The sequence below is a fragment of the Bacillus sp. 179-C3.3 HS genome (genome assembly GCF_047229225.1).
Lineage (GTDB): Bacteria > Bacillota > Bacilli > Bacillales > Bacillaceae > Bacillus.
This window is the reverse complement of record NZ_JBFEFT010000024.1, coordinates 1-18,704: the sequence shown is the minus strand read 5'-3', so window position 1 is coordinate 18,704 and position 18,704 is coordinate 1. Positions and strand designations below refer to the sequence as shown.

Genomic DNA, 18,704 nt, shown 5'->3' with positions numbered 1-18,704 from the left:
TAAAGTTCGGAATTCTTTTTCCGAAAGGAGGTAACATTAATGATTCAACAGGAGACTCGTTTAAAAGTAGCTGACAACTCTGGTGCACGCGAAGTACTAACGATTAAAGTTCTTGGTGGCTCTGGACGTAAGACGGCTAACATCGGTGATGTCATTGTTTGTACGGTTAAACAAGCAACACCAGGTGGCGTTGTCAAAAAAGGTGAAATTGTAAAAGCAGTTATCGTTCGTACTAAGAGCGGAGCTCGCAGAAACGATGGAACTTACATCACTTTTGATGAAAACGCATGTGTCATCATCCGTGACGATAAGAGCCCACGTGGAACTCGTATCTTCGGACCAGTAGCACGTGAACTTCGTGAAAATAACTATATGAAAATTGTTTCTTTAGCACCAGAAGTAATCTAATGAATACAACCCGCGACTCAAGGAGGTGCGATTAAATGCATGTTAAAAAGGGCGATAAAGTAGTGGTTATCTCTGGTAAGGATAAAGGTAAACAAGGTGTCATCCTTGCTGCTTTTCCTAAACAGGACCGTGTTTTAGTAGAAGGTATCAACCTTGTGAAAAAACACTCTAAACCAACACAAGCTAACCCTCAAGGCGGAATTTCTGAACAAGAAGCGCCAATCCACGTATCAAACGTAATGCCGCTTGATCCTAAAACGGGTGAAGTGACACGTGTTGGGTATAAGGTTGAGGACGGAAAGAAAGTCCGTGTAGCGAAAAAATCTGGGCAAGTTCTAGATAAATAGTAAATAAGGAAGGGAGGTCTTTCTCATGAACCGCCTTAAAGAAAAATTTGTAAAAGAAATTACACCTGCATTGGTTTCTAAGTTTGAATACTCATCAGTAATGCAAGTGCCAAAAATCGAAAAAATCGTGATCAACATGGGTGTTGGTGACGCAGTTCAAAACGCTAAAGCAATCGACTCTGCTGTTGAAGAATTAACGTTTATCGCTGGTCAGAAACCTGTCGTTACTCGTGCGAAGAATTCTATTGCTGGATTCCGTCTACGTGAAGGAATGCCAATCGGTGCGAAAGTAACACTTCGCGGAGAGCGCATGTATGATTTCCTTGATAAACTTATTTCTGTATCTTTACCACGTGTACGTGACTTCCGTGGGATTTCTAAGAAATCTTTCGACGGACGTGGAAACTACACGCTTGGTATTAAAGAACAGTTAATCTTCCCAGAAATTGATTACGATAAAGTAACTAAAGTTCGTGGTATGGACATCGTTATTGTTACGACTGCCAATACGGACGAAGAAGCACGTGAGTTATTAACTCTAGTAGGTATGCCGTTCCAGAAATAATCAATGAAAGGGAGGCGAAATCGTGGCTAAAAAGTCTATGATTGCGAAACAACAACGCAAACAAAAGTTTAAAGTTCAAGAGTATACGCGCTGCGAACGTTGTGGACGTCCACATTCAGTTATTCGTAAGTTTAAACTTTGCCGTATTTGTTTCCGCGAACTTGCATATAAAGGACAAATTCCTGGCGTTAAAAAAGCCAGCTGGTAATCCCCATAAATGGGAAGGAGGTTATTAAATAATGGTTATGACAGATCCGATTGCAGATTTGCTGACTCGTATTCGCAATGCGAACATGGTACGTCATGAGAAGCTTGAAGTACCTGCTTCAAAAATCAAAAGAGAAATTGCTGAAATCTTAAAGCGCGAAGGTTTTATCCGTGACGTTGAATACGTCGAAGACAGCAAACAAGGAATTATCCGTTTGTTCCTTAAATACGGCCAAAACAACGAGCGTGTTATCACTGGTCTTAAAAGAATCAGTAAACCTGGTTTACGCGTATATGCGAAATCAAATGAAGTACCACGTGTACTTAACGGACTTGGAATCGCAATTATTTCTACATCACAAGGTGTTTTAACGGACAAAGAGGCCCGTGCTAAACAAGCTGGTGGAGAAGTACTTGCTTACGTATGGTAAAAAAAGTTTAAGATGAATGGAGGTGCCTTGTATGTCTCGCATAGGTAAAAAACTAATCGAGATCCCTTCAGGTGTAACTGTGACGAACAACAACAACACAGTGACAGTAAAGGGACCAAAAGGTGAACTAACTCGTACGTTTCACCCTGAAATGGAAATCAAAATGGAAGATAACGTCTTAACTGTAAGCCGTCCTTCTGATCATAAAGAACACCGCGCTTTACACGGTACAACACGTAGTTTGATTGCAAACATGGTTGAAGGTGTATCTAAAGGTTTCGAAAGAAGTTTAGAACTTATCGGTGTCGGTTACCGTGCTGCTAAATCTGGAAACAAACTTGTTTTAAACGTTGGATACTCTCACCCAGTTGAAATCGTTCCTGAGGCTGGAGTTGAAGTTGAAGTTCCATCTCAAACGAAAGTTGTCGTTAAAGGTATTGATAAAGAGCGTGTAGGAGCTCTTGCTTCTAACATCCGCGCTGTCCGTTCTCCAGAGCCTTACAAAGGTAAAGGAATTCGTTACGAAGGTGAATTCGTTCGCCGTAAAGAAGGAAAAACTGGTAAGTAAGATCGCTTAATGTGAAGAAAGGAGTGACTCGGATGATTACGAAAACTAGCAAAAATGCTACTCGTCTAAAAAGACATGCTCGTGTTCGTGCGAAACTTTCAGGTACTGCTGAAAGACCTCGCCTTAACGTTTTCCGTTCTAACAAGAATATCTACGCACAAGTAATTGATGATGTTAACGGTGTAACACTTGTAAGTGCTTCTACTCTTGATAAAGAGTTAAAGATCGAGAAGAGTGCTGATACTGAAGCTGCTACGAAAGTTGGCGAGCTTGTTGCAAAACGCGCTGTTGAAAAAGGAATCTCTAACGTTGTATTTGACCGTGGAGGATACCTATTCCATGGACGTGTGAAAGCTCTAGCTGAAGCTGCTCGTGAGGCTGGACTTAAATTTTAATAAAAGAAGGAGGGACACATCCGAATGAGTCGTATTGACCCAAGCAAATTAGAGTTAGAAGAACGCTTAGTTACGGTTAACCGCGTAGCGAAAGTTGTTAAAGGTGGACGTCGTTTCCGTTTTGCAGCTTTAGTTGTTGTCGGTGACAAAAACGGTCATGTAGGTTTCGGTACTGGTAAAGCACAAGAAGTACCAGAAGCGATCCGCAAAGCTGTTGAAGATGCGAAAAAGAATTTAATTGAAGTACCAATGGTTGGAACTACAATTCCACACGAAATCATCGGTCGATTCGGTGCAGGAAACGTCTTATTAAAACCTGCTTCAGAAGGTACAGGAGTTATCGCTGGAGGCCCAGTGCGTGCGGTACTTGAGCTTGCTGGTCTAGCTGATATCCTTTCTAAATCTCTAGGTTCTAATACACCGATCAACATGATTCGCGCAACACTTCAAGGTTTAAGTGAGCTTAAACGTGCTGAAGACGTAGCGAAGCTTCGTGGAAAATCTGTAGAAGACCTGTTAGGATAAGGAGGGAACAATAATGGCAAAAAAATTAGAAATTACCCTCAAACGCAGTGTTATCGGCCGCCCAGAGGATCAGAAAGTCACTGTTCGTACTCTTGGTCTTAAGAAAACAAACCAAACAGTCGTTCATGAAGACAATGCAGCGATCCGCGGTATGATTAACAAAGTGTCTCATTTAGTTTCTGTTAAAGAACAATAATACATTTTATATCGATAAGGAGGTGCCCAAATGAAACTTCATGAATTGAAGCCTTCAGAAGGTTCACGTAAAGTACGCAACCGTGTTGGTCGTGGTATTGGATCAGGTAACGGTAAAACTTCTGGTAAAGGTCATAAAGGTCAAAACGCTCGTTCTGGTGGCGGTGTACGCCCTGGTTTCGAAGGTGGACAAATGCCTTTATTCCAACGCCTTCCAAAACGTGGTTTTACAAACATCAACCGTAAAGATTATGCGGTAATCAACTTAGACAGATTAAACAGTTTTGACGAAGGAACGGAAGTTACTCCTGAACTTCTTCTAGAGACTGGTACATTAAGCAAGTTAAAAGCAGGAGTTAAAATTCTTGGCAACGGTAAATTAGAAAAAAAATTAACTGTAAAAGCCAATAAATTCTCAGCTTCTGCTAAAGAAGCGATTGAAGCTGCTGGCGGTACAGCCGAGGTGATCTAACTTGTTTAAGACAATCTCCAATTTTATGCGCGTGAAAGATATACGGAATAAGATTATCTTTACACTACTAATGTTAATCGTCTTTCGTATAGGTGCTTTCATCCCTGTGCCTAATGTGAACGCCGAAGTTCTCCAGGCACAGGATCAAATGAGTGTTTTCGGAATCCTCAACACGTTTGGGGGCGGGGCACTTTTCCAATTCTCCATTCTTGCAATGGGGATTATGCCGTATATCACTGCTTCAATCATCATTCAGCTCTTGCAGATGGATGTGGTTCCGAAGTTTACTGAGTGGTCAAAGCAAGGAGAAGTTGGCCGCCGAAAATTAGCACAATTCACAAGGTATTTTACAATTGTTCTAGGATTTATTCAGGCAATAGGAATGTCATATGGATTCAACAATATGGCAGGAGGCATGCTGATTGAAAACCCTGGTGTGTCAACGTACCTCTTAATTGCGGTCGTACTCACTGCGGGAACAGCATTTTTAATGTGGCTCGGGGAGCAGATTACTGCACACGGTGTTGGTAACGGTATTTCGATTATTATCTTTGCCGGTATCATCGCAGGTATCCCTCAAACATTAAACCAAGTGTACGCGCAGCAGTTTGTAGGTGGAGATGGACAGTTGTTCATGCAAATCCTAAAAATTGCACTGATCCTTCTTGCAATTCTTGTTATTGTCGTGGGTGTTATTTACATCCAAATGGCTGTAAGAAAAATTGCGATTCAATACTCAAAAGGAACAGGTCGTGCACAAATGTCTGCTAGTCAAGCAACGCACCTACCATTGAAAGTGAATCCAGCTGGGGTGATTCCGGTCATCTTCGCCATTTCTTTCATCATTACTCCACAGACGATTGCTTCGTTCTTTGGAACCAATGATGTAACGACTTGGATAACAAACAACTTTGACTATACTAAGCCAATCGGTATGACGATTTATGTAGCACTGATTGTTGCTTTCACATATTTTTATGCTTTTGTTCAAGTGAATCCTGAACAAATGGCTGAAAATCTGCAAAAGCAGGGTGGCTATATCCCGGGAGTTCGTCCAGGGAAAATGACTCAAGATAGAATTACGAGTATTTTGTACCGACTCACGTTTGTGGGTGCCATTTTCTTAGCTGTGATTTCAATACTTCCTATCTTTTTCATTCAATTCGCTGGATTACCTTCCGCTGCACAAATTGGCGGCACAAGCCTTCTCATTGTTGTAGGTGTTGCACTGGAAACAATGAAACAGCTTGAAAGCCAATTAGTGAAACGAAACTACCGTGGATTTATGAAATAAAACAGAGGGCTGGGCGTTTGCCCAACCTCTCTAAGTTAGGAAGGGGAAATCCGAAATGAACTTGGTCTTAATGGGGCTTCCGGGTGCTGGTAAAGGCACTCAGGCAGAACGAATTGTTGATGAATATGGGATCCCTCATATCTCAACAGGAGATATGTTCCGTGCTGCTATGAAAGAGGAGACACAACTTGGGCTCGAAGCAAAATCCTTTATTGATAAAGGAGAGCTTGTTCCTGATGAGGTCACAATCGGTATTGTGAGAGACAGACTTGGCAAGAATGATTGTGAACAAGGTTTTCTTCTGGACGGATTTCCGCGAACAGTCGCTCAGGCTGAAGCCTTAGAAGGTATTCTAAAGGAACTTGGCAGAACGATTGATTATGTCATTAATATTAAAGTCGATAAAGATGCTTTGATGGAGCGTCTGACTGGCCGAAGAATATGCAAAAATTGCGGATCAACATATCATTTGGTTTTCAATCCACCTGCGAAAGAAAATGTTTGCGATAAGTGTGGCGGAGAGCTTTATCAACGTGCAGATGATAATGCAGAAACTGTTTCGACTAGACTTGAAGTAAACCTAAAGCAGACTGAACCTTTACTGAACTTCTATTCAGAAAAAGGATATCTAGTAAACATCGATGGTGCGAAGCACATTAACGATGTATACACAGATATCAAGGACCTGCTTGGAGGATTAAGTAAATGATTATCTGTAAAACTCCTCGCGAGCTTGAGATTATGAGAGAAGCTGGACGTATTGTTGCGCTGACTCATGAAGAGCTGAAGAAACATATAAAACCAGGTATTTCGACAAAAGAATTGGATCAAATTGCCGAACGTTTTATCACAAAGCAGGGTGCAATCCCATCTTTTAAAGGGTATAATGGTTTTCGCGGGAGCATTTGCGTTTCGGTGAATGAAGAACTCGTTCACGGTATACCTGGTAAACGGGTTTTACGTGATGGAGACATCATTAGTATCGATATCGGTGCAAAGTTAAATGGCTATCATGGTGACTCTGCTTGGACGTATCCAGTTGGGGGAATCAGTGATGAGGACCGTAAACTACTGGAAGTCACAGAGGAATCTCTATATAAAGGCTTACAGGAAGCAAAGCCAGGCGAACGTCTGTCAAACATTTCCCATGCCATACAAACGTATGTTGAAGGTGAGAATTTCTCAGTTGTTAGAGAATATGTTGGACATGGGGTCGGACAGGATCTTCATGAGGACCCTCAAATTCCTCATTATGGTCCGCCAAACAAAGGCCCACGGCTAAAACCTGGAATGGTGTTGGCCATCGAACCGATGGTGAACGCAGGCAGCCGATATGTGAAAACACTGGCTGATAACTGGACGGTTGTAACGGTTGATGGGAAAAAGTGTGCTCACTTCGAGCATACGATTGCGATTACAGATACAGGCTTTGATATACTGACTAAGATTTAGGTCTTCACTGAAGCCTAATTCGAAAGCCCTTTTTAGGAAAAGCAACATCAGTATATCGTTATCAACGACATGTTCGATGACTGCCATGTACTTATCGCAGGCGGAGAAAAGCGTAAATTTCATTCTCCTCAGAAAAATATATCAATCATGTAACCTTTTATGATTGCGTATCTCCGGAAGTTCAGAACAGTATATTCAAAACAGGTCGGTTGATAGATGGACAATTGAGAGACCCTCTTTTGCACATTTATCAGTGAGCAAGTTACTGATTTGAAGAAGGGAGAACAATTGAATGGCGAAAGACGATGTAATTGAAGTGGAAGGCACTGTAGCTGAAACTTTGCCAAACGCAATGTTCAAAGTTGAACTAGAGAATGGTCATACAGTTTTGGCGCACGTATCCGGAAAAATCCGTATGCACTTCATTCGCATTTTACCTGGAGACAAAGTTACGGTAGAATTATCTCCATATGACTTAACTCGTGGTAGAATTACGTACCGTTACAAATAAAGCAACTCCGGAAGAAGGAGGTTGGAAACACATGAAAGTGAGACCATCTGTTAAACCTATCTGTGAAAAATGTAAAGTGATTCGCAGAAAAGGAAAAGTAATGGTGATCTGTGAAAACCCAAAACATAAACAAAAACAAGGCTAATAACAAGGAGGTGCCCAAATCATGGCTCGTATTGCTGGTGTAGATATTCCACGTGATAAGCGTGTTGTCATTTCTTTAACATATGTTTTTGGAATTGGTCGTACGACTGCTCAACAAGTCCTTAAAGAAGCAGGTGTTTCTGAAGACACTCGCGTTCGCGATCTAACTGAAGACGAACTTGGTAAAATCCGTGATATCATTGACAAACTTAAAGTAGAAGGTGACCTTCGTCGTGAAGTATCCCTTAACATTAAGCGTCTAATTGAAATCGGAAGCTACCGCGGAATCCGTCATCGCAGAGGACTTCCTGTTCGTGGACAAAACACAAAAAATAACGCGCGCACTCGTAAAGGTCCGCGTCGTACTGTAGCTAACAAGAAAAAATAAGTAAAGGAGGTAGTTAAAGAATGGCTGCTGCTCGTAAATCAAATACGCGTAAACGTCGCGTGAAAAAGAATATTGAAGCTGGAATCGCTCATATCCGTTCCACTTTCAACAACACGATTGTCACTATTACAGATGTTCATGGAAACGCACTTTCTTGGTCAAGTGCTGGTGCATTAGGTTTCAGAGGTTCTCGTAAATCGACTCCTTTTGCTGCACAAATGGCTGCTGAAACTGCTGCTAAAGGTTCTATCGAACATGGTCTTAAAACACTTGAAGTAACTGTTAAAGGTCCTGGTTCTGGTCGTGAAGCTGCAATTCGTGCGCTTCAAGCTGCAGGTCTTGAAGTTACTGCAATCAGAGACGTAACTCCAGTTCCTCATAACGGATGCCGTCCACCAAAACGTCGCCGCGTGTAATTTGTTTGTATAGATTTTGTGTCCCTGTCAATAATGGGTTATGATACAGTTATTTATGAGACGAATACACGACTCGTTGCCTGAGCACATACGGGACTAAACAATGAGGAATTTCGGATGGAATCTCATATGATTCTATTCCGAGGTTTCGACGTTTTGAAGGAGGGTTTTATTAGATGATCGAAATTGAAAAACCAAAAATCGAAACGGTTGAAATCAGCGACGATGCCAAGTATGGCAAGTTTGTCGTAGAGCCACTTGAGCGTGGATATGGTACCACTTTAGGGAACTCCCTTCGTCGTATCCTTTTATCCTCACTTCCTGGTGCAGCTGTAACATCGATCCAGATAGATGGAGTCTTACACGAATTCTCAACGATCGAAGGCGTGGTTGAAGATGTTACAACGATTATCTTAAACATTAAAAAGCTTGCACTCAAAATCTACTCTGAAGAAGAGAAGACGCTTGAAATTGATGTACAAGATGAAGGTATTGTAACAGCTGCTGATATTACACACGACAGCGATATTGAAATCTTAAATCCAGATCTTCAGATCGCAACTCTTGGTCAGAATGCGAGCTTCCGCGTTCGTCTAACTGCACAAAGAGGTCGCGGGTATAGTCCTGCTGATACAAACAAAAGAGACGATCAGCCAATCGGTGTGATTCCGATTGACTCAATCTATACACCAGTATCTCGTGTGACTTATCAAGTGGAGAATACCCGTGTTGGGCAAATCACAAACTATGATAAATTGACACTAGATGTATGGACTGATGGAAGCACAGGACCGAAAGAAGCGATCGCTCTAGGTTCTAAGATTTTAACTGAACATCTTAATATTTTCGTTGGTTTAACTGACGAAGCTCAACATGCTGAAATCATGGTTGAAAAAGAAGAAGACCAAAAAGAAAAAGTGCTTGAAATGACAATTGAAGAGCTTGATCTTTCTGTTCGTTCTTACAACTGTTTGAAGCGTGCGGGTATTAACACGGTTCAAGAGCTTGCTAACAAGACAGAAGAGGATATGATGAAAGTTCGTAACCTTGGACGTAAATCTCTTGAAGAAGTGAAAGCGAAACTAGAAGAACTTGGACTAGGACTTCGTAAAGACGATTGACTAGTTTCATTGTGAACTAGGATTTTCGTGTGTTTTTTATTCATACAGCATCTCTAATTAAGGAGGGGACATACATGGCATACAGAAAGCTAGGACGCACTAGTGCACAACGTAAAGCAATGCTTCGTGACCTAACAACTGATTTGATCATCAACGAGCGCATTGAAACAACTGAAACACGTGCGAAAGAACTTCGCTCTGTTGTTGAAAAAATGATCACTCTTGGCAAACGCGGAGATCTTCATGCTCGCCGTCAAGCTGCAGCTTACATCCGTAATGAAGTAGCTAACGCTGAAACAAACCAAGATGCACTTCAAAAATTGTTCGCTGACGTTGCAACTCGCTACGAAGACCGCCAAGGTGGATACACTCGTATCATGAAGCTTGGACCTCGTCGCGGCGATGGCGCACCAATGGCTGTCATTGAATTAGTTTAATCACATATCGTGTATCTAAGAAAGGGCGGGACAGTTCATAACTGGATCTATGCCCTTTTTTAGATACTACGGCTTTTTAGGACAAGCAAAGAAGAGGTTGAGCTGAGAGGAGGTCCGGTAGAGATGGGAAAGACATTAATTGATGTAAAGGATATTGTATTTCGTTATCATAAAGAAGCAGACAAGCCCGCTTTAGATCAAGTGTCATTGCATGTGAATCAAAATGAATGGCTAGCGATTGTTGGTCATAACGGGTCAGGTAAATCCACACTTGCCCGTGTGCTGAATGGTCTTATTTTACCGGATGCTGGTACGGTAAAGGTTGGTGAGATTGAGCTCAAAGAAGACAGTGTCTGGGATATTCGCAAAAAAGTCGGAATGGTCTTTCAAAATCCAGATAACCAATTCGTTGGCTCAACGGTTCGTGATGATGTGGCTTTTGGTTTAGAAAACAACGGGGTTGAGCGGGAATTGATGATAGAACGTGTAGATTGGGCTGTGAAACAGGTCAATATGCAGGAGTTTCTTGATCAAGAGCCGCACCATCTATCAGGCGGGCAAAAGCAGAGAGTAGCCATTGCAGGTGTGCTTGCCGGAAGCCCTGACATTATGATTTTGGATGAAGCAACATCCATGCTTGATCCGATTGGCCGTGAAGAAGTATTAGAAACGGTCAGATTGTTAAAGGAGCAAGGAACCGTTACGGTCATTTCCATCACACATGATTTAGATGAAGCTGCTAAGGCCGATCGTGTCATTGTGATGAATGGTGGTAAGAAATTTGCCGAGGGAACACCAGAGGAAGTATTTGAGCTAGATGAACAGCTTGTTCAAATCGGACTGGATCTACCATTTTCCCATCGGTTGAGTAAACAGTTAAAGCAGCAAGGTGTGCCGCTTGCAAATGCCCATTTGACACAAGAAGGATTGGTGAAAGAGCTATGGACATTACGATCAAAGAATTAGAGCATCGGTATCAAATGAAAACGCCGTTTGAGCGCCTCGCTTTGTATGATGTCAATGTGTCCATCAAAGAGGGCAGCTATGTCGCTGTCATTGGTCATACGGGCTCTGGTAAGTCGACATTGCTGCAACATTTAAATGGACTGCTCAAACCGACCAAAGGGAGCATTACGCTTGGGGATACGGTTTTACAAGCCAACAAAAAGCAAAAGGATTTAAAATCTATCCGAAAAAAAGTAGGCATCGTGTTTCAGTTTCCGGAACATCAGCTCTTTGAAGAAACCATTTTGAAGGATATTTGCTTTGGTCCGATGAACTTTGGCGTTTCTCAAGAAAAAGCAGAGGCAAAAGCGAAAGAGATGCTCAAACTAGTCGGTCTGTCAGAATCACTACTATCTCGATCACCCTTTGAATTAAGTGGTGGTCAAATGAGACGTGTGGCGATTGCTGGTGTACTCGCAATGGAGCCGGAGGTTCTTGTGCTCGATGAACCGACTGCCGGTCTAGATCCACGCGGACGGAAAGAAATCATGGACATGTTTTATGAACTTCATCAAAAAGCCAACCTCACCACGATTCTGGTCACACACAGTATGGAGGATGCAGCCCACTATGCCGATCAAATGATCGTCATGCATAAGGGAACAGTGAAAGCGACAGGTACGCCGAGGGAATTGTTTGCCAACCGCACAGACATGTCTTCATTTGGCCTCGACCTACCGGAAACAATAAAATTCCAGCAGGCTGTGGAAGAAAAGCTAGGCATTCAATTTCCAAAACCACTTCTGACGATGGAGGAAATGGCAGACGCCTTAACAACTCTTTTTCAGGAGGAAACGACATCATGATGGATAGTATGATTATCGGCAAATATGTGCCTGGTTCATCTTTTGTCCATCGACTTGATCCAAGGACAAAGCTATTATCAATTTTCTTTTTCGTTTTTATTGTCTTTTTTGCCAATAACTATATCACTTACGGAGTGTTAGGGGTGTTCACGCTTCTAGTGGTGATGGTGTCACAGGTGCCACTTTACTTTATTCTCAAGGGAATGAAGCCGATCTTTTGGATTGTCCTGTTCACTTTTATTTTGCATATTTTCATGACAAAGGATGGCGCCTTGCTGTTCCAATTTGGGTTTCTTAATATTTATGAAGAGGGTTTAAAACAAGGGATCTTCATTTCATTACGTTTTGTGTATCTCATCATGATGACGACCCTTCTCACGTTAACCACAACGCCTATAGAAGTCACAGATGGCATGGAAAAATTGTTGCACCCATTTCGTAAAATCAAACTGCCTGTTCACGAGCTTGCACTTATGATGTCAATCTCTCTTCGATTTATTCCGACTTTACTAGAAGAGACAGATAAAATCATGAAGGCACAAATGGCAAGAGGTGTAGATTTTACAAGCGGACCATTGAAAGATCGCATGAAGGCAATCGTTCCGTTACTTGTCCCTCTGTTCGTCAGTGCATTTAAGCGTGCGGAGGAATTGGCGACCGCAATGGAAGCAAGAGGCTACCGAGGGGGAGAAGGGCGCACAAAGTATCGCCAGCTTGTCTGGGGCATGAAAGATACGTTTACACTCCTCCTCTTCATCCTGTTAATCGCACTTCTTGTGCTTTTCAGAAATTAGGTGATTCCTAGATGAAGGTAAAATGTACCGTTTCCTACGATGGGACAAAATTCAAAGGCTATCAAGTTCAGCCTGGGCAGAGAACCGTTCAGACGGAGATTGAGTCCGCGCTTGCGAGAATGCATAAACAAGAGGAACCAATCCCTGTTGTGGCATCTGGTCGTACGGATAGTGGTGTCCACGCAAAAGGACAGGTCATCCATTTTGAGACCCCGCTCACAATTCCGATGAAACGGTGGCCGTTTGCTCTCAATAGCTTACTGCCTGATGACATCCGTATTTTAAAGGCGGAAGAAGTGGACGAGTCGTTTCACGCAAGGTTTAGTGTGGTATCGAAGGAGTATCGCTACCGAGTCTCAACCGAAACGCACCAAAATGTATTTACAAGACTCTACGCCTGTCACTACCCTTACGAGCTAGATGTCGAGAAAATGAAAGAAGCTGCTGGGCACCTAATTGGTACACATGACTTCACAAGCTTTTGTGCGGCCAATACAGAGGTTCAAGACAAGGTGAGGGATATTTACACCCTTGAATGGAAAAACGTCTCAGACGGGCTTGAAATGCGTGTGAAGGGTAATGGCTTTTTATACAACATGGTGCGAATTATCGCTGGCACATTACTCGACGTTGGCGCTGGTAAATTTCACCCTCAGGACGTAAAAACCATGCTTGCCGCCCGAAATCGAGAAGCGGCAGGCAAGACTGCTCCTAGTCACGGACTGTACCTATGGGAAGTTTTCTATGACAACTAAACCTGGTGTAACATATTCTTGACACAAGAAGCAGAAAGTTATAAGATATCCTATGGTATGTATTTCAACCCCACAAATAAGCCCCGGAAACTTATCTGTGTTTTGAAATAGAACGTAGCACTTGATTCAAGGAAAAATCATTGATTTATTTAGGAGGGAAACTCATGCGTACAACACCAATGGCGAACGCAAGCACAATTGAGCGCAAATGGCTAGTTGTTGATGCGGCAGGCAAGACTCTAGGTCGTCTTTCTACTGAAGTAGCATCACTTTTGCGCGGTAAGCACAAACCAACTTATACACCTCATGTTGATACAGGTGATCACGTCATCATCATCAATGCTGAGAAAATCGAATTAACTGGTAATAAATTAGCTGATAAAATTTACTACCGTCACACGAATCATCCAGGTGGTTTGAAACAAAGAACTGCTCTTGAGATGCGTACAAACTACCCTGAAAAAATGTTGGAGCTTGCTATCAAAGGTATGCTTCCAAAAGGTCCACTAGGACGTCAAATGTTCAAAAAATTAAATGTGTACCGTGGTTCTGAGCATCCACATCAAGCACAACAACCTGAAGTTTACGAACTTCGCGGTTAATTAAAAGGGAGGTTAACAATTTGGCACAGGTTCAATATTACGGTACAGGTCGTCGTAAAAGTTCTGTAGCGCGCGTTCGCTTAGTTCCAGGTGAAGGCCGTATCGTCGTTAATAATCGTGAAATTACTGAATACATTCCATTCGCTGCTTTAATCGAAGACGTGAAACAGCCTTTGAACATCACAGAAACAGCTAACAGCTACGATGTTCTTGTAACTGTTCACGGTGGTGGATTCTCTGGTCAAGCTGGAGCAATTCGTCACGGTATCTCTCGTGCTCTTCTAGAAGTAGATCCTGAGTACCGTACATCACTTAAACGTGCTGGACTTCTTACTCGTGACCCTCGTATGAAAGAGCGTAAGAAATACGGTCTTAAAGGCGCACGTAGAGCTCCTCAGTTCTCGAAGCGTTAATCGAATTTATTTTGTTATGGACGTCAGACAGAGGTCTGTTACTGACAAACCAAAAAAAGCACCAGCAAAATGCTGGTGCTTTTTTCTGTCATTAATTCCAGTTAATATATATGCGGGGTGGATTTCACATAGAACGATACATGAGAGGGAGAGGATGTGTTGATTAAATAATTTTTATTATTGGAGGAAAAACCTAAAATTGAAATAGACTTTTAAAATATTTAGGGACGATTAGAAATTACGGATTCGATTTAACGTATGCATAAAATTACGGTCAGGATGGTCACTTTTTGTCGGTAGTGGAACGGGGAGAATGTCTTAAAGAAGCCATTTATAGAAAGATTAAGGAAGAAACAAGTTTAACAACTGAAACTGGAGGAGTTATAGCGAAGCGATATTGGAGGAATAGGACATTGTGCTTTATTAATAACAAGAGCCAACGAAGGTGCTATGACTTATATAGACACTGATGACATTTCGGAAAGGTTGATAGACAAAAAGGGTTAATTATATAATCCTTATCATTCTATAGGAACTGAATGATTGATTAATGTCACATTGTCCATTTCAAGTATAAAGCCTAGATATATTGAAATAGGGGGCAAATTTTAAAAAGCATCTGATATGTTAACGATATGAAATGTTAGGCGTTCATTGAAGCATTAAAAACTAGAATAATCGGTTTTTCAAATATTTAGAATACAAATAATTTTGAAGAGAATAATTAACATCCATTGGCATGCAATTATTCCTGAGGTATAACTATTTCAGATTTAATAGTGTAACAAAATGGTAATTCTTAAAACCACCTTAATTTACATTAGATATTATTTACATAGGTAATTTATCTCTATATTATTTGTCTTATAATTATTCAATAATTTGGAGGTATTTATGAAGAAATTATTATCTTTTGCTGTAGGTATTCTGTTGCTATTGTCTAGTTTTACTTTCAATCAAATGGCTTTTGCGGAATCTTACCCTAATGAACAAAACAAAAAATTTGCTCAACAACTAAATATTAGTACAGAAGAATTGAACAATTTAGGGGGAATTTTAGAAGATGGAATGCAAAAAATAGATAATGAGAAAAATACTGAACAAGTGAGAGTGAGTGATAACCTCTTTTTGGAGAAAAGTCTAGAGAAGACCTCAGGGTTTATACTGCCATCTTCATTAGCAGAGAGTTCATCGACTATTTATAATATGGAAATGGTATCTAAGGCTAAAAAGAGCAAGTCTCAAATTGTAAAAGTTACTAAACAAATGTTACTTAAAAATGCTAAGGGTTCAACTATTTTAACGTTGAAGAGTGTTGGTGTTTTTGAGGTGAATGGTTTTACTTCTAAGCCTATTAATGCTTATGCTTCTTATGAAGGAAAAGGATGGACTGTATCTACTAGTTCAAAGAAAAGTGAAAAAAGTGCTAAATCATATGTTAAGAATACATTCAAAGGTAAAATAAAGTATGGAATTAATCCAGTTGGTGTAAATTTCAAATCTTTTAGTCACTCAAATACTATTTATTGTGATGCTAAAGGAAAGTTAAGTTCTATTTGGAGTAAATAATTAGAAAAAAGCAAGCAAACAGACTATTATAAAGCTGTCGAGAAAAATCGACAGCTTTATATCCCACCTAAAGTTTTCCTCATGTAACACCCATACTAGAAAAACCTCTTATTACGAAATTAAGTTTATATTGCTAGATTATGATCGGAGAAATTCACCTGCTTCAAAAACGTAGTTAGTACATTGATTTTTCTTTATCAAATTTATGGTTGTGAGAACTATAATGGTCTTTGACAAGATCATAGATAAAATTAAAATCGATGACTTAATCAATTTTTCGCCCAAAATGAACTTGAGGAACCAATTCCCCTAGGTACTTTCGGTTGCTTATCTCATCTTGTGTTCCGTGAGTCTGTCTTTTTGTTCTTCATAATTTTTCTAGTCAATTTAGAATGTTACAAGAATTCTTTTTGAATGAGAACAGCAACAGTGATCACCTTTTAGTGGTAACGATTTGGTAGACGTCTATCTATCAAACAGTCATACCCTAATTTGAAATATTTGTTATATTAAATGTGAAGACTATCTGTTTACTAGGAGAGGAAATTATGTTGCTCAAAATTGTCCTAGCTCTCATAGGTGCTGCTATTCTTTACGTAGTAGTTGAAGTCATCTTGTATAAAAGAGACATGAAGAAAACAAAAGAAGATCTTATGACATTTGTCATCAAAAACAAAAAGGACGTATCAGTGACAATCATTGAAAATGAAGATGTGGTGTTAGATTGGAATGGTGATCAGAAAACACCGCTTGCGAGTACGGTGAAATTATTGGTTTTATATCACTTTGTCAAAGCTGTTTCCAGTGGCGACATCAAGCTAGATGAACAAGTAGTATTGTCTGATGTAGAGCGGTTTTATATTGATAGAACAGACGGAGGTGCACACAAGTACTGGTTAGAGGTCAATGGTTTTTCTGATCATGCTCCATTGCTGGATGTAGCAAAAGGGATGATACAAGTCAGTTCAAATGCATGTACCGATTATCTAATTGATCGGTTAGGTTTAGAAGAGATCAATGATCGACTGGAACAAGCAGGTCTTACAAAACATGATGAACTGGTGCCGCTGACGCCTAAGCTTTTGTGGTCATCCTATATATCTGATCATCGGCGGGATGCATTGAAGCAAATGAGTAGGGTATCTGATGAGCAATATCAATCATTGATGAATGAGATATTCAATATCATGAAAAATGATCCAGACCATAAAAAGGCGTTAGAAGAAAAAATGATGAAAAAGAATTTATTAAGCTTTCGTATTCAATCATTTCTGACGCAAAAGCAGACGAAGTCGACCACACATGAATACGCACATTTTATGAAACGCCTGCATGATGAGCTGTTAACAACAGAGGAAAAAAGTCTTTTTAGCCAAATTGTACTCGGAGAAAAATTGTTGACGGAAGCAGATCAATATCTTTGGTATAAAGGTGGTTCAACAATGTTTGTCTTCACAGCGGCTTTATATCGAAAAACGGATACGTCGTCTATGTCCATTTCTCTTTTTATTAATGATCCGAAAGCGAGGAACTCGCACTGGATTGGAGGCGTATTCAATGAATTTATGGTGACTACAGCTATTGACCAAAACTTTCGGCAACGATTGATTCAAGCTTTTACTACATCAACATAAAAAACAGAGGGTCACATCCCTCTATTCAATCCGTAGACAAATCTCACCTTTACTTCAAGTAAAAGTGGAGTTTTTACTTATGTTGATAATATCTATAAGATCTCTTACGTTGGACATGATCCTTGCCATGTCCAGTTTGCTAGTTTTTTTGAGATTCTTTGCAGTGAAAGTAAGTATTGCCTGCATCAAGCTTATGAAGCTTTGTCCAATGCATACTTTGCTTTTCTTTTGTATTTAGATGGTTTTATTTAATTGCGTGTGCCTGAGATGTTTTGTTTTATCTGAGTAATCCTACCAAATATGGCGATGAATCTACTTGGCATGGTTTTGATTTTGTGTACGATTCTATAGAAAAGAGCAGTTCTTACTTACTTCTGAATCGAACGGATATTGCTTATACCCCATCTCTGGCTCTCTCTTTATTGTCTGATAAGAAAGGATTTGGCCGTTTAGGCAAATGTAACAATCAAAATGTGCGTCATGTACGTGGCATAACGAGCCTTCTGTCTTGATCCATTAAAAACTTAGCGTACGGGTGTTTTATATCCAGCATCTACTGCGACTGGGTTTGGTTTTTTCACTCTCTATATCTTTGATACGAGTGAATTTAATATAGGAATATCATGTACATTTGCAGCAGTGACAAGTCACCCTAAAAGAAAACCTAAACGCGATAGAAAGAACAACGTACTCACTTTTCATTGCCCCTCTTAAAATGCGATAATAAATTTGTTCAAATAAATCTGTATCGTTGAAACGTCTCAGGTAATTTAAAGGTGGAATAGTAACGGAGTTTTCTCGGTAAATCCTTAACCAATAAACCAACGGTAAGCTACATTTGTTTCAATTTCTTTAATCGTTTGATGCATAGAGGACGAACTCCAAATAAATATTGGATCAAAACCATTATAATGAGAACAACGGGATCAACACTTGGTCTATTGTTGTCAGGACTATAAGTTCTTTGACAAGATCATAAACGAAATCAAAATCGATGGATTAGTCAATTTTTTACACAAGGTGACCTTCGGGAACTAATTAATCCAAAAATACTACTTCTAGTTGTTACTTCTATCTTCTTCAAGTTTAGATAAAAAAGCACCAGCAAAATGCGGGGACTGACCCCCGTTTTTGAGACAGGGATCAAAAACACCTTTATACAGCCAACTGCCTATAGTTTATCGGTGATTGGTTGTTTAGTTTTGTTTGAATACGAATGTTGTTATAATAATAAATGTATTCTTTGACAG

28 protein-coding genes and 1 pseudogene are annotated in these 18,704 nt (G+C 40.4%); 27 read left to right on the top strand and 2 right to left on the bottom strand.

The features are described from left to right. Nucleotides 1-39: 39 nt before the first annotated feature. The 27 genes from rplN to AB1K80_RS13900 all read left to right on the top strand — a co-directional run bounded on the left by rplN (nt 40) and on the right by AB1K80_RS13900 (nt 17,454). Nucleotides 40-408: a 50S ribosomal protein L14 gene (rplN, locus tag AB1K80_RS14030; RefSeq protein WP_412857325.1), complete on the top strand. Its 369-nt coding sequence runs from the start codon at nt 40-42 to the stop codon at nt 406-408. 35 nt (nt 409-443) lie between these two features. Continuing rightward, the gene (rplX, locus tag AB1K80_RS14025) at nt 444-755 is read left to right on the top strand and encodes a 50S ribosomal protein L24 (RefSeq protein ID WP_289381009.1); all 312 of its coding nucleotides are present in this window, start codon (nt 444-446) and stop codon (nt 753-755) included. 25 nt (nt 756-780) lie between these two features. After that, a complete protein-coding gene (gene rplE / locus AB1K80_RS14020) occupies nt 781-1,320 on the top strand; it encodes a 50S ribosomal protein L5 (RefSeq protein WP_412857324.1) in 540 nt (179 codons plus the stop codon). Between the two features lie 22 nt (nt 1,321-1,342). Further along, nucleotides 1,343-1,528, top strand: a complete 186-nt coding sequence (gene rpsN, locus AB1K80_RS14015; protein WP_008356542.1) for a 30S ribosomal protein S14 — start codon at nt 1,343-1,345, stop codon at nt 1,526-1,528. A gap of 31 nt (nt 1,529-1,559) precedes the next feature. Beyond that, nucleotides 1,560-1,958, top strand: a complete 399-nt coding sequence (rpsH, locus tag AB1K80_RS14010) for a 30S ribosomal protein S8 (RefSeq protein ID WP_412857323.1) — start codon at nt 1,560-1,562, stop codon at nt 1,956-1,958. Between the two features lie 31 nt (nt 1,959-1,989). After that, nucleotides 1,990-2,526, top strand: coding sequence for a 50S ribosomal protein L6 (rplF, locus tag AB1K80_RS14005; RefSeq protein ID WP_412857321.1), 537 nt, complete (start codon nt 1,990-1,992; stop codon nt 2,524-2,526). Nucleotides 2,527-2,558: 32 nt separating this feature from the next. Continuing rightward, entirely contained in the window at nt 2,559-2,921 is a 363-nt protein-coding gene (rplR, locus tag AB1K80_RS14000) for a 50S ribosomal protein L18 (protein ID WP_412857320.1), read from the top strand. Between the two features lie 24 nt (nt 2,922-2,945). Beyond that, nucleotides 2,946-3,446 carry a 30S ribosomal protein S5 gene (gene rpsE / locus AB1K80_RS13995; protein ID WP_007496332.1) on the top strand — a complete coding sequence of 167 codons (501 nt, stop codon included), beginning with the start codon at nt 2,946-2,948 and terminating at the stop codon, nt 3,444-3,446. Between the two features lie 13 nt (nt 3,447-3,459). After that, a complete protein-coding gene (gene rpmD / locus AB1K80_RS13990) occupies nt 3,460-3,642 on the top strand; it encodes a 50S ribosomal protein L30 (RefSeq protein ID WP_412857318.1) in 183 nt (60 codons plus the stop codon). 30 nt (nt 3,643-3,672) lie between these two features. Further along, on the top strand, nt 3,673-4,113 hold the full coding sequence (gene rplO, locus AB1K80_RS13985; RefSeq protein WP_412857317.1) for a 50S ribosomal protein L15: 441 nt from the start codon (nt 3,673-3,675) through the stop codon (nt 4,111-4,113). A 1-nt stretch (nt 4,114) separates the two neighbouring features. After that, nucleotides 4,115-5,407, top strand: a complete 1,293-nt coding sequence (secY, locus tag AB1K80_RS13980) for a preprotein translocase subunit SecY (protein ID WP_412857316.1) — start codon at nt 4,115-4,117, stop codon at nt 5,405-5,407. A 55-nt stretch (nt 5,408-5,462) separates the two neighbouring features. Continuing rightward, a complete protein-coding gene (locus tag AB1K80_RS13975) occupies nt 5,463-6,116 on the top strand; it encodes an adenylate kinase (protein ID WP_412857315.1) in 654 nt (217 codons plus the stop codon). After that, entirely contained in the window at nt 6,113-6,859 is a 747-nt protein-coding gene (gene map / locus AB1K80_RS13970; protein WP_412857314.1) for a type I methionyl aminopeptidase, read from the top strand. The genes AB1K80_RS13975 and map overlap by 4 nt, the downstream gene beginning before the upstream one ends. A gap of 292 nt (nt 6,860-7,151) precedes the next feature. After that, nucleotides 7,152-7,370 carry a translation initiation factor IF-1 gene (gene infA / locus AB1K80_RS13965; protein WP_003217190.1) on the top strand — a complete coding sequence of 73 codons (219 nt, stop codon included), beginning with the start codon at nt 7,152-7,154 and terminating at the stop codon, nt 7,368-7,370. A gap of 31 nt (nt 7,371-7,401) precedes the next feature. Continuing rightward, complete coding sequence (rpmJ, locus tag AB1K80_RS13960; protein WP_003156543.1) at nt 7,402-7,515, top strand: 50S ribosomal protein L36; 114 nt, start codon at nt 7,402-7,404, stop codon at nt 7,513-7,515. Nucleotides 7,516-7,536: 21 nt separating this feature from the next. Then, the gene (gene rpsM, locus AB1K80_RS13955; RefSeq protein ID WP_003217023.1) at nt 7,537-7,902 is read left to right on the top strand and encodes a 30S ribosomal protein S13; all 366 of its coding nucleotides are present in this window, start codon (nt 7,537-7,539) and stop codon (nt 7,900-7,902) included. Between the two features lie 20 nt (nt 7,903-7,922). Further along, nucleotides 7,923-8,318 carry a 30S ribosomal protein S11 gene (gene rpsK / locus AB1K80_RS13950; RefSeq protein ID WP_076762565.1) on the top strand — a complete coding sequence of 132 codons (396 nt, stop codon included), beginning with the start codon at nt 7,923-7,925 and terminating at the stop codon, nt 8,316-8,318. Nucleotides 8,319-8,494: 176 nt separating this feature from the next. Continuing rightward, complete coding sequence (locus AB1K80_RS13945; RefSeq protein ID WP_412857312.1) at nt 8,495-9,439, top strand: DNA-directed RNA polymerase subunit alpha; 945 nt, start codon at nt 8,495-8,497, stop codon at nt 9,437-9,439. 74 nt (nt 9,440-9,513) lie between these two features. Next, the gene (gene rplQ, locus AB1K80_RS13940) at nt 9,514-9,876 is read left to right on the top strand and encodes a 50S ribosomal protein L17 (protein WP_003216944.1); all 363 of its coding nucleotides are present in this window, start codon (nt 9,514-9,516) and stop codon (nt 9,874-9,876) included. 123 nt (nt 9,877-9,999) lie between these two features. Beyond that, entirely contained in the window at nt 10,000-10,842 is an 843-nt protein-coding gene (locus AB1K80_RS13935; RefSeq protein WP_412857311.1) for an energy-coupling factor ABC transporter ATP-binding protein, read from the top strand. Continuing rightward, nucleotides 10,818-11,687, top strand: coding sequence for an energy-coupling factor ABC transporter ATP-binding protein (locus AB1K80_RS13930; protein ID WP_412857310.1), 870 nt, complete (start codon nt 10,818-10,820; stop codon nt 11,685-11,687). The genes AB1K80_RS13935 and AB1K80_RS13930 overlap by 25 nt, the downstream gene beginning before the upstream one ends. Continuing rightward, on the top strand, nt 11,684-12,481 hold the full coding sequence (locus AB1K80_RS13925) for an energy-coupling factor transporter transmembrane component T family protein (RefSeq protein WP_412857308.1): 798 nt from the start codon (nt 11,684-11,686) through the stop codon (nt 12,479-12,481). The genes AB1K80_RS13930 and AB1K80_RS13925 overlap by 4 nt, the downstream gene beginning before the upstream one ends. A gap of 11 nt (nt 12,482-12,492) precedes the next feature. Next, nucleotides 12,493-13,236, top strand: a complete 744-nt coding sequence (gene truA, locus AB1K80_RS13920; RefSeq protein WP_412857307.1) for a tRNA pseudouridine(38-40) synthase TruA — start codon at nt 12,493-12,495, stop codon at nt 13,234-13,236. Between the two features lie 164 nt (nt 13,237-13,400). After that, the gene (gene rplM, locus AB1K80_RS13915; RefSeq protein ID WP_412857306.1) at nt 13,401-13,838 is read left to right on the top strand and encodes a 50S ribosomal protein L13; all 438 of its coding nucleotides are present in this window, start codon (nt 13,401-13,403) and stop codon (nt 13,836-13,838) included. A gap of 20 nt (nt 13,839-13,858) precedes the next feature. Beyond that, a complete protein-coding gene (gene rpsI / locus AB1K80_RS13910) occupies nt 13,859-14,251 on the top strand; it encodes a 30S ribosomal protein S9 (protein ID WP_003217273.1) in 393 nt (130 codons plus the stop codon). An 894-nt stretch (nt 14,252-15,145) separates the two neighbouring features. Continuing rightward, a complete protein-coding gene (locus AB1K80_RS13905) occupies nt 15,146-15,820 on the top strand; it encodes a hypothetical protein (protein WP_412857304.1) in 675 nt (224 codons plus the stop codon). 548 nt (nt 15,821-16,368) lie between these two features. Next, nucleotides 16,369-17,454 (top strand): serine hydrolase, encoded by a 1,086-nt coding sequence (locus tag AB1K80_RS13900; RefSeq protein WP_412857303.1) that lies wholly within the window; start codon nt 16,369-16,371, stop codon nt 17,452-17,454. Between the two features lie 666 nt (nt 17,455-18,120). On the opposite strand, the pseudogene AB1K80_RS13895 reads toward AB1K80_RS13900, so the two are convergent. Together AB1K80_RS13895 and AB1K80_RS13890 are read right to left on the bottom strand one after the other, a co-directional pair. Continuing rightward, nucleotides 18,121-18,492, bottom strand: a pseudogene (locus AB1K80_RS13895) (transposase); the annotation flags it as partial. 117 nt (nt 18,493-18,609) lie between these two features. Next, on the bottom strand, nt 18,610-18,704 hold a 95-nt coding region (locus AB1K80_RS13890; protein ID WP_211062817.1), incomplete at its 5' end, for an IS3 family transposase.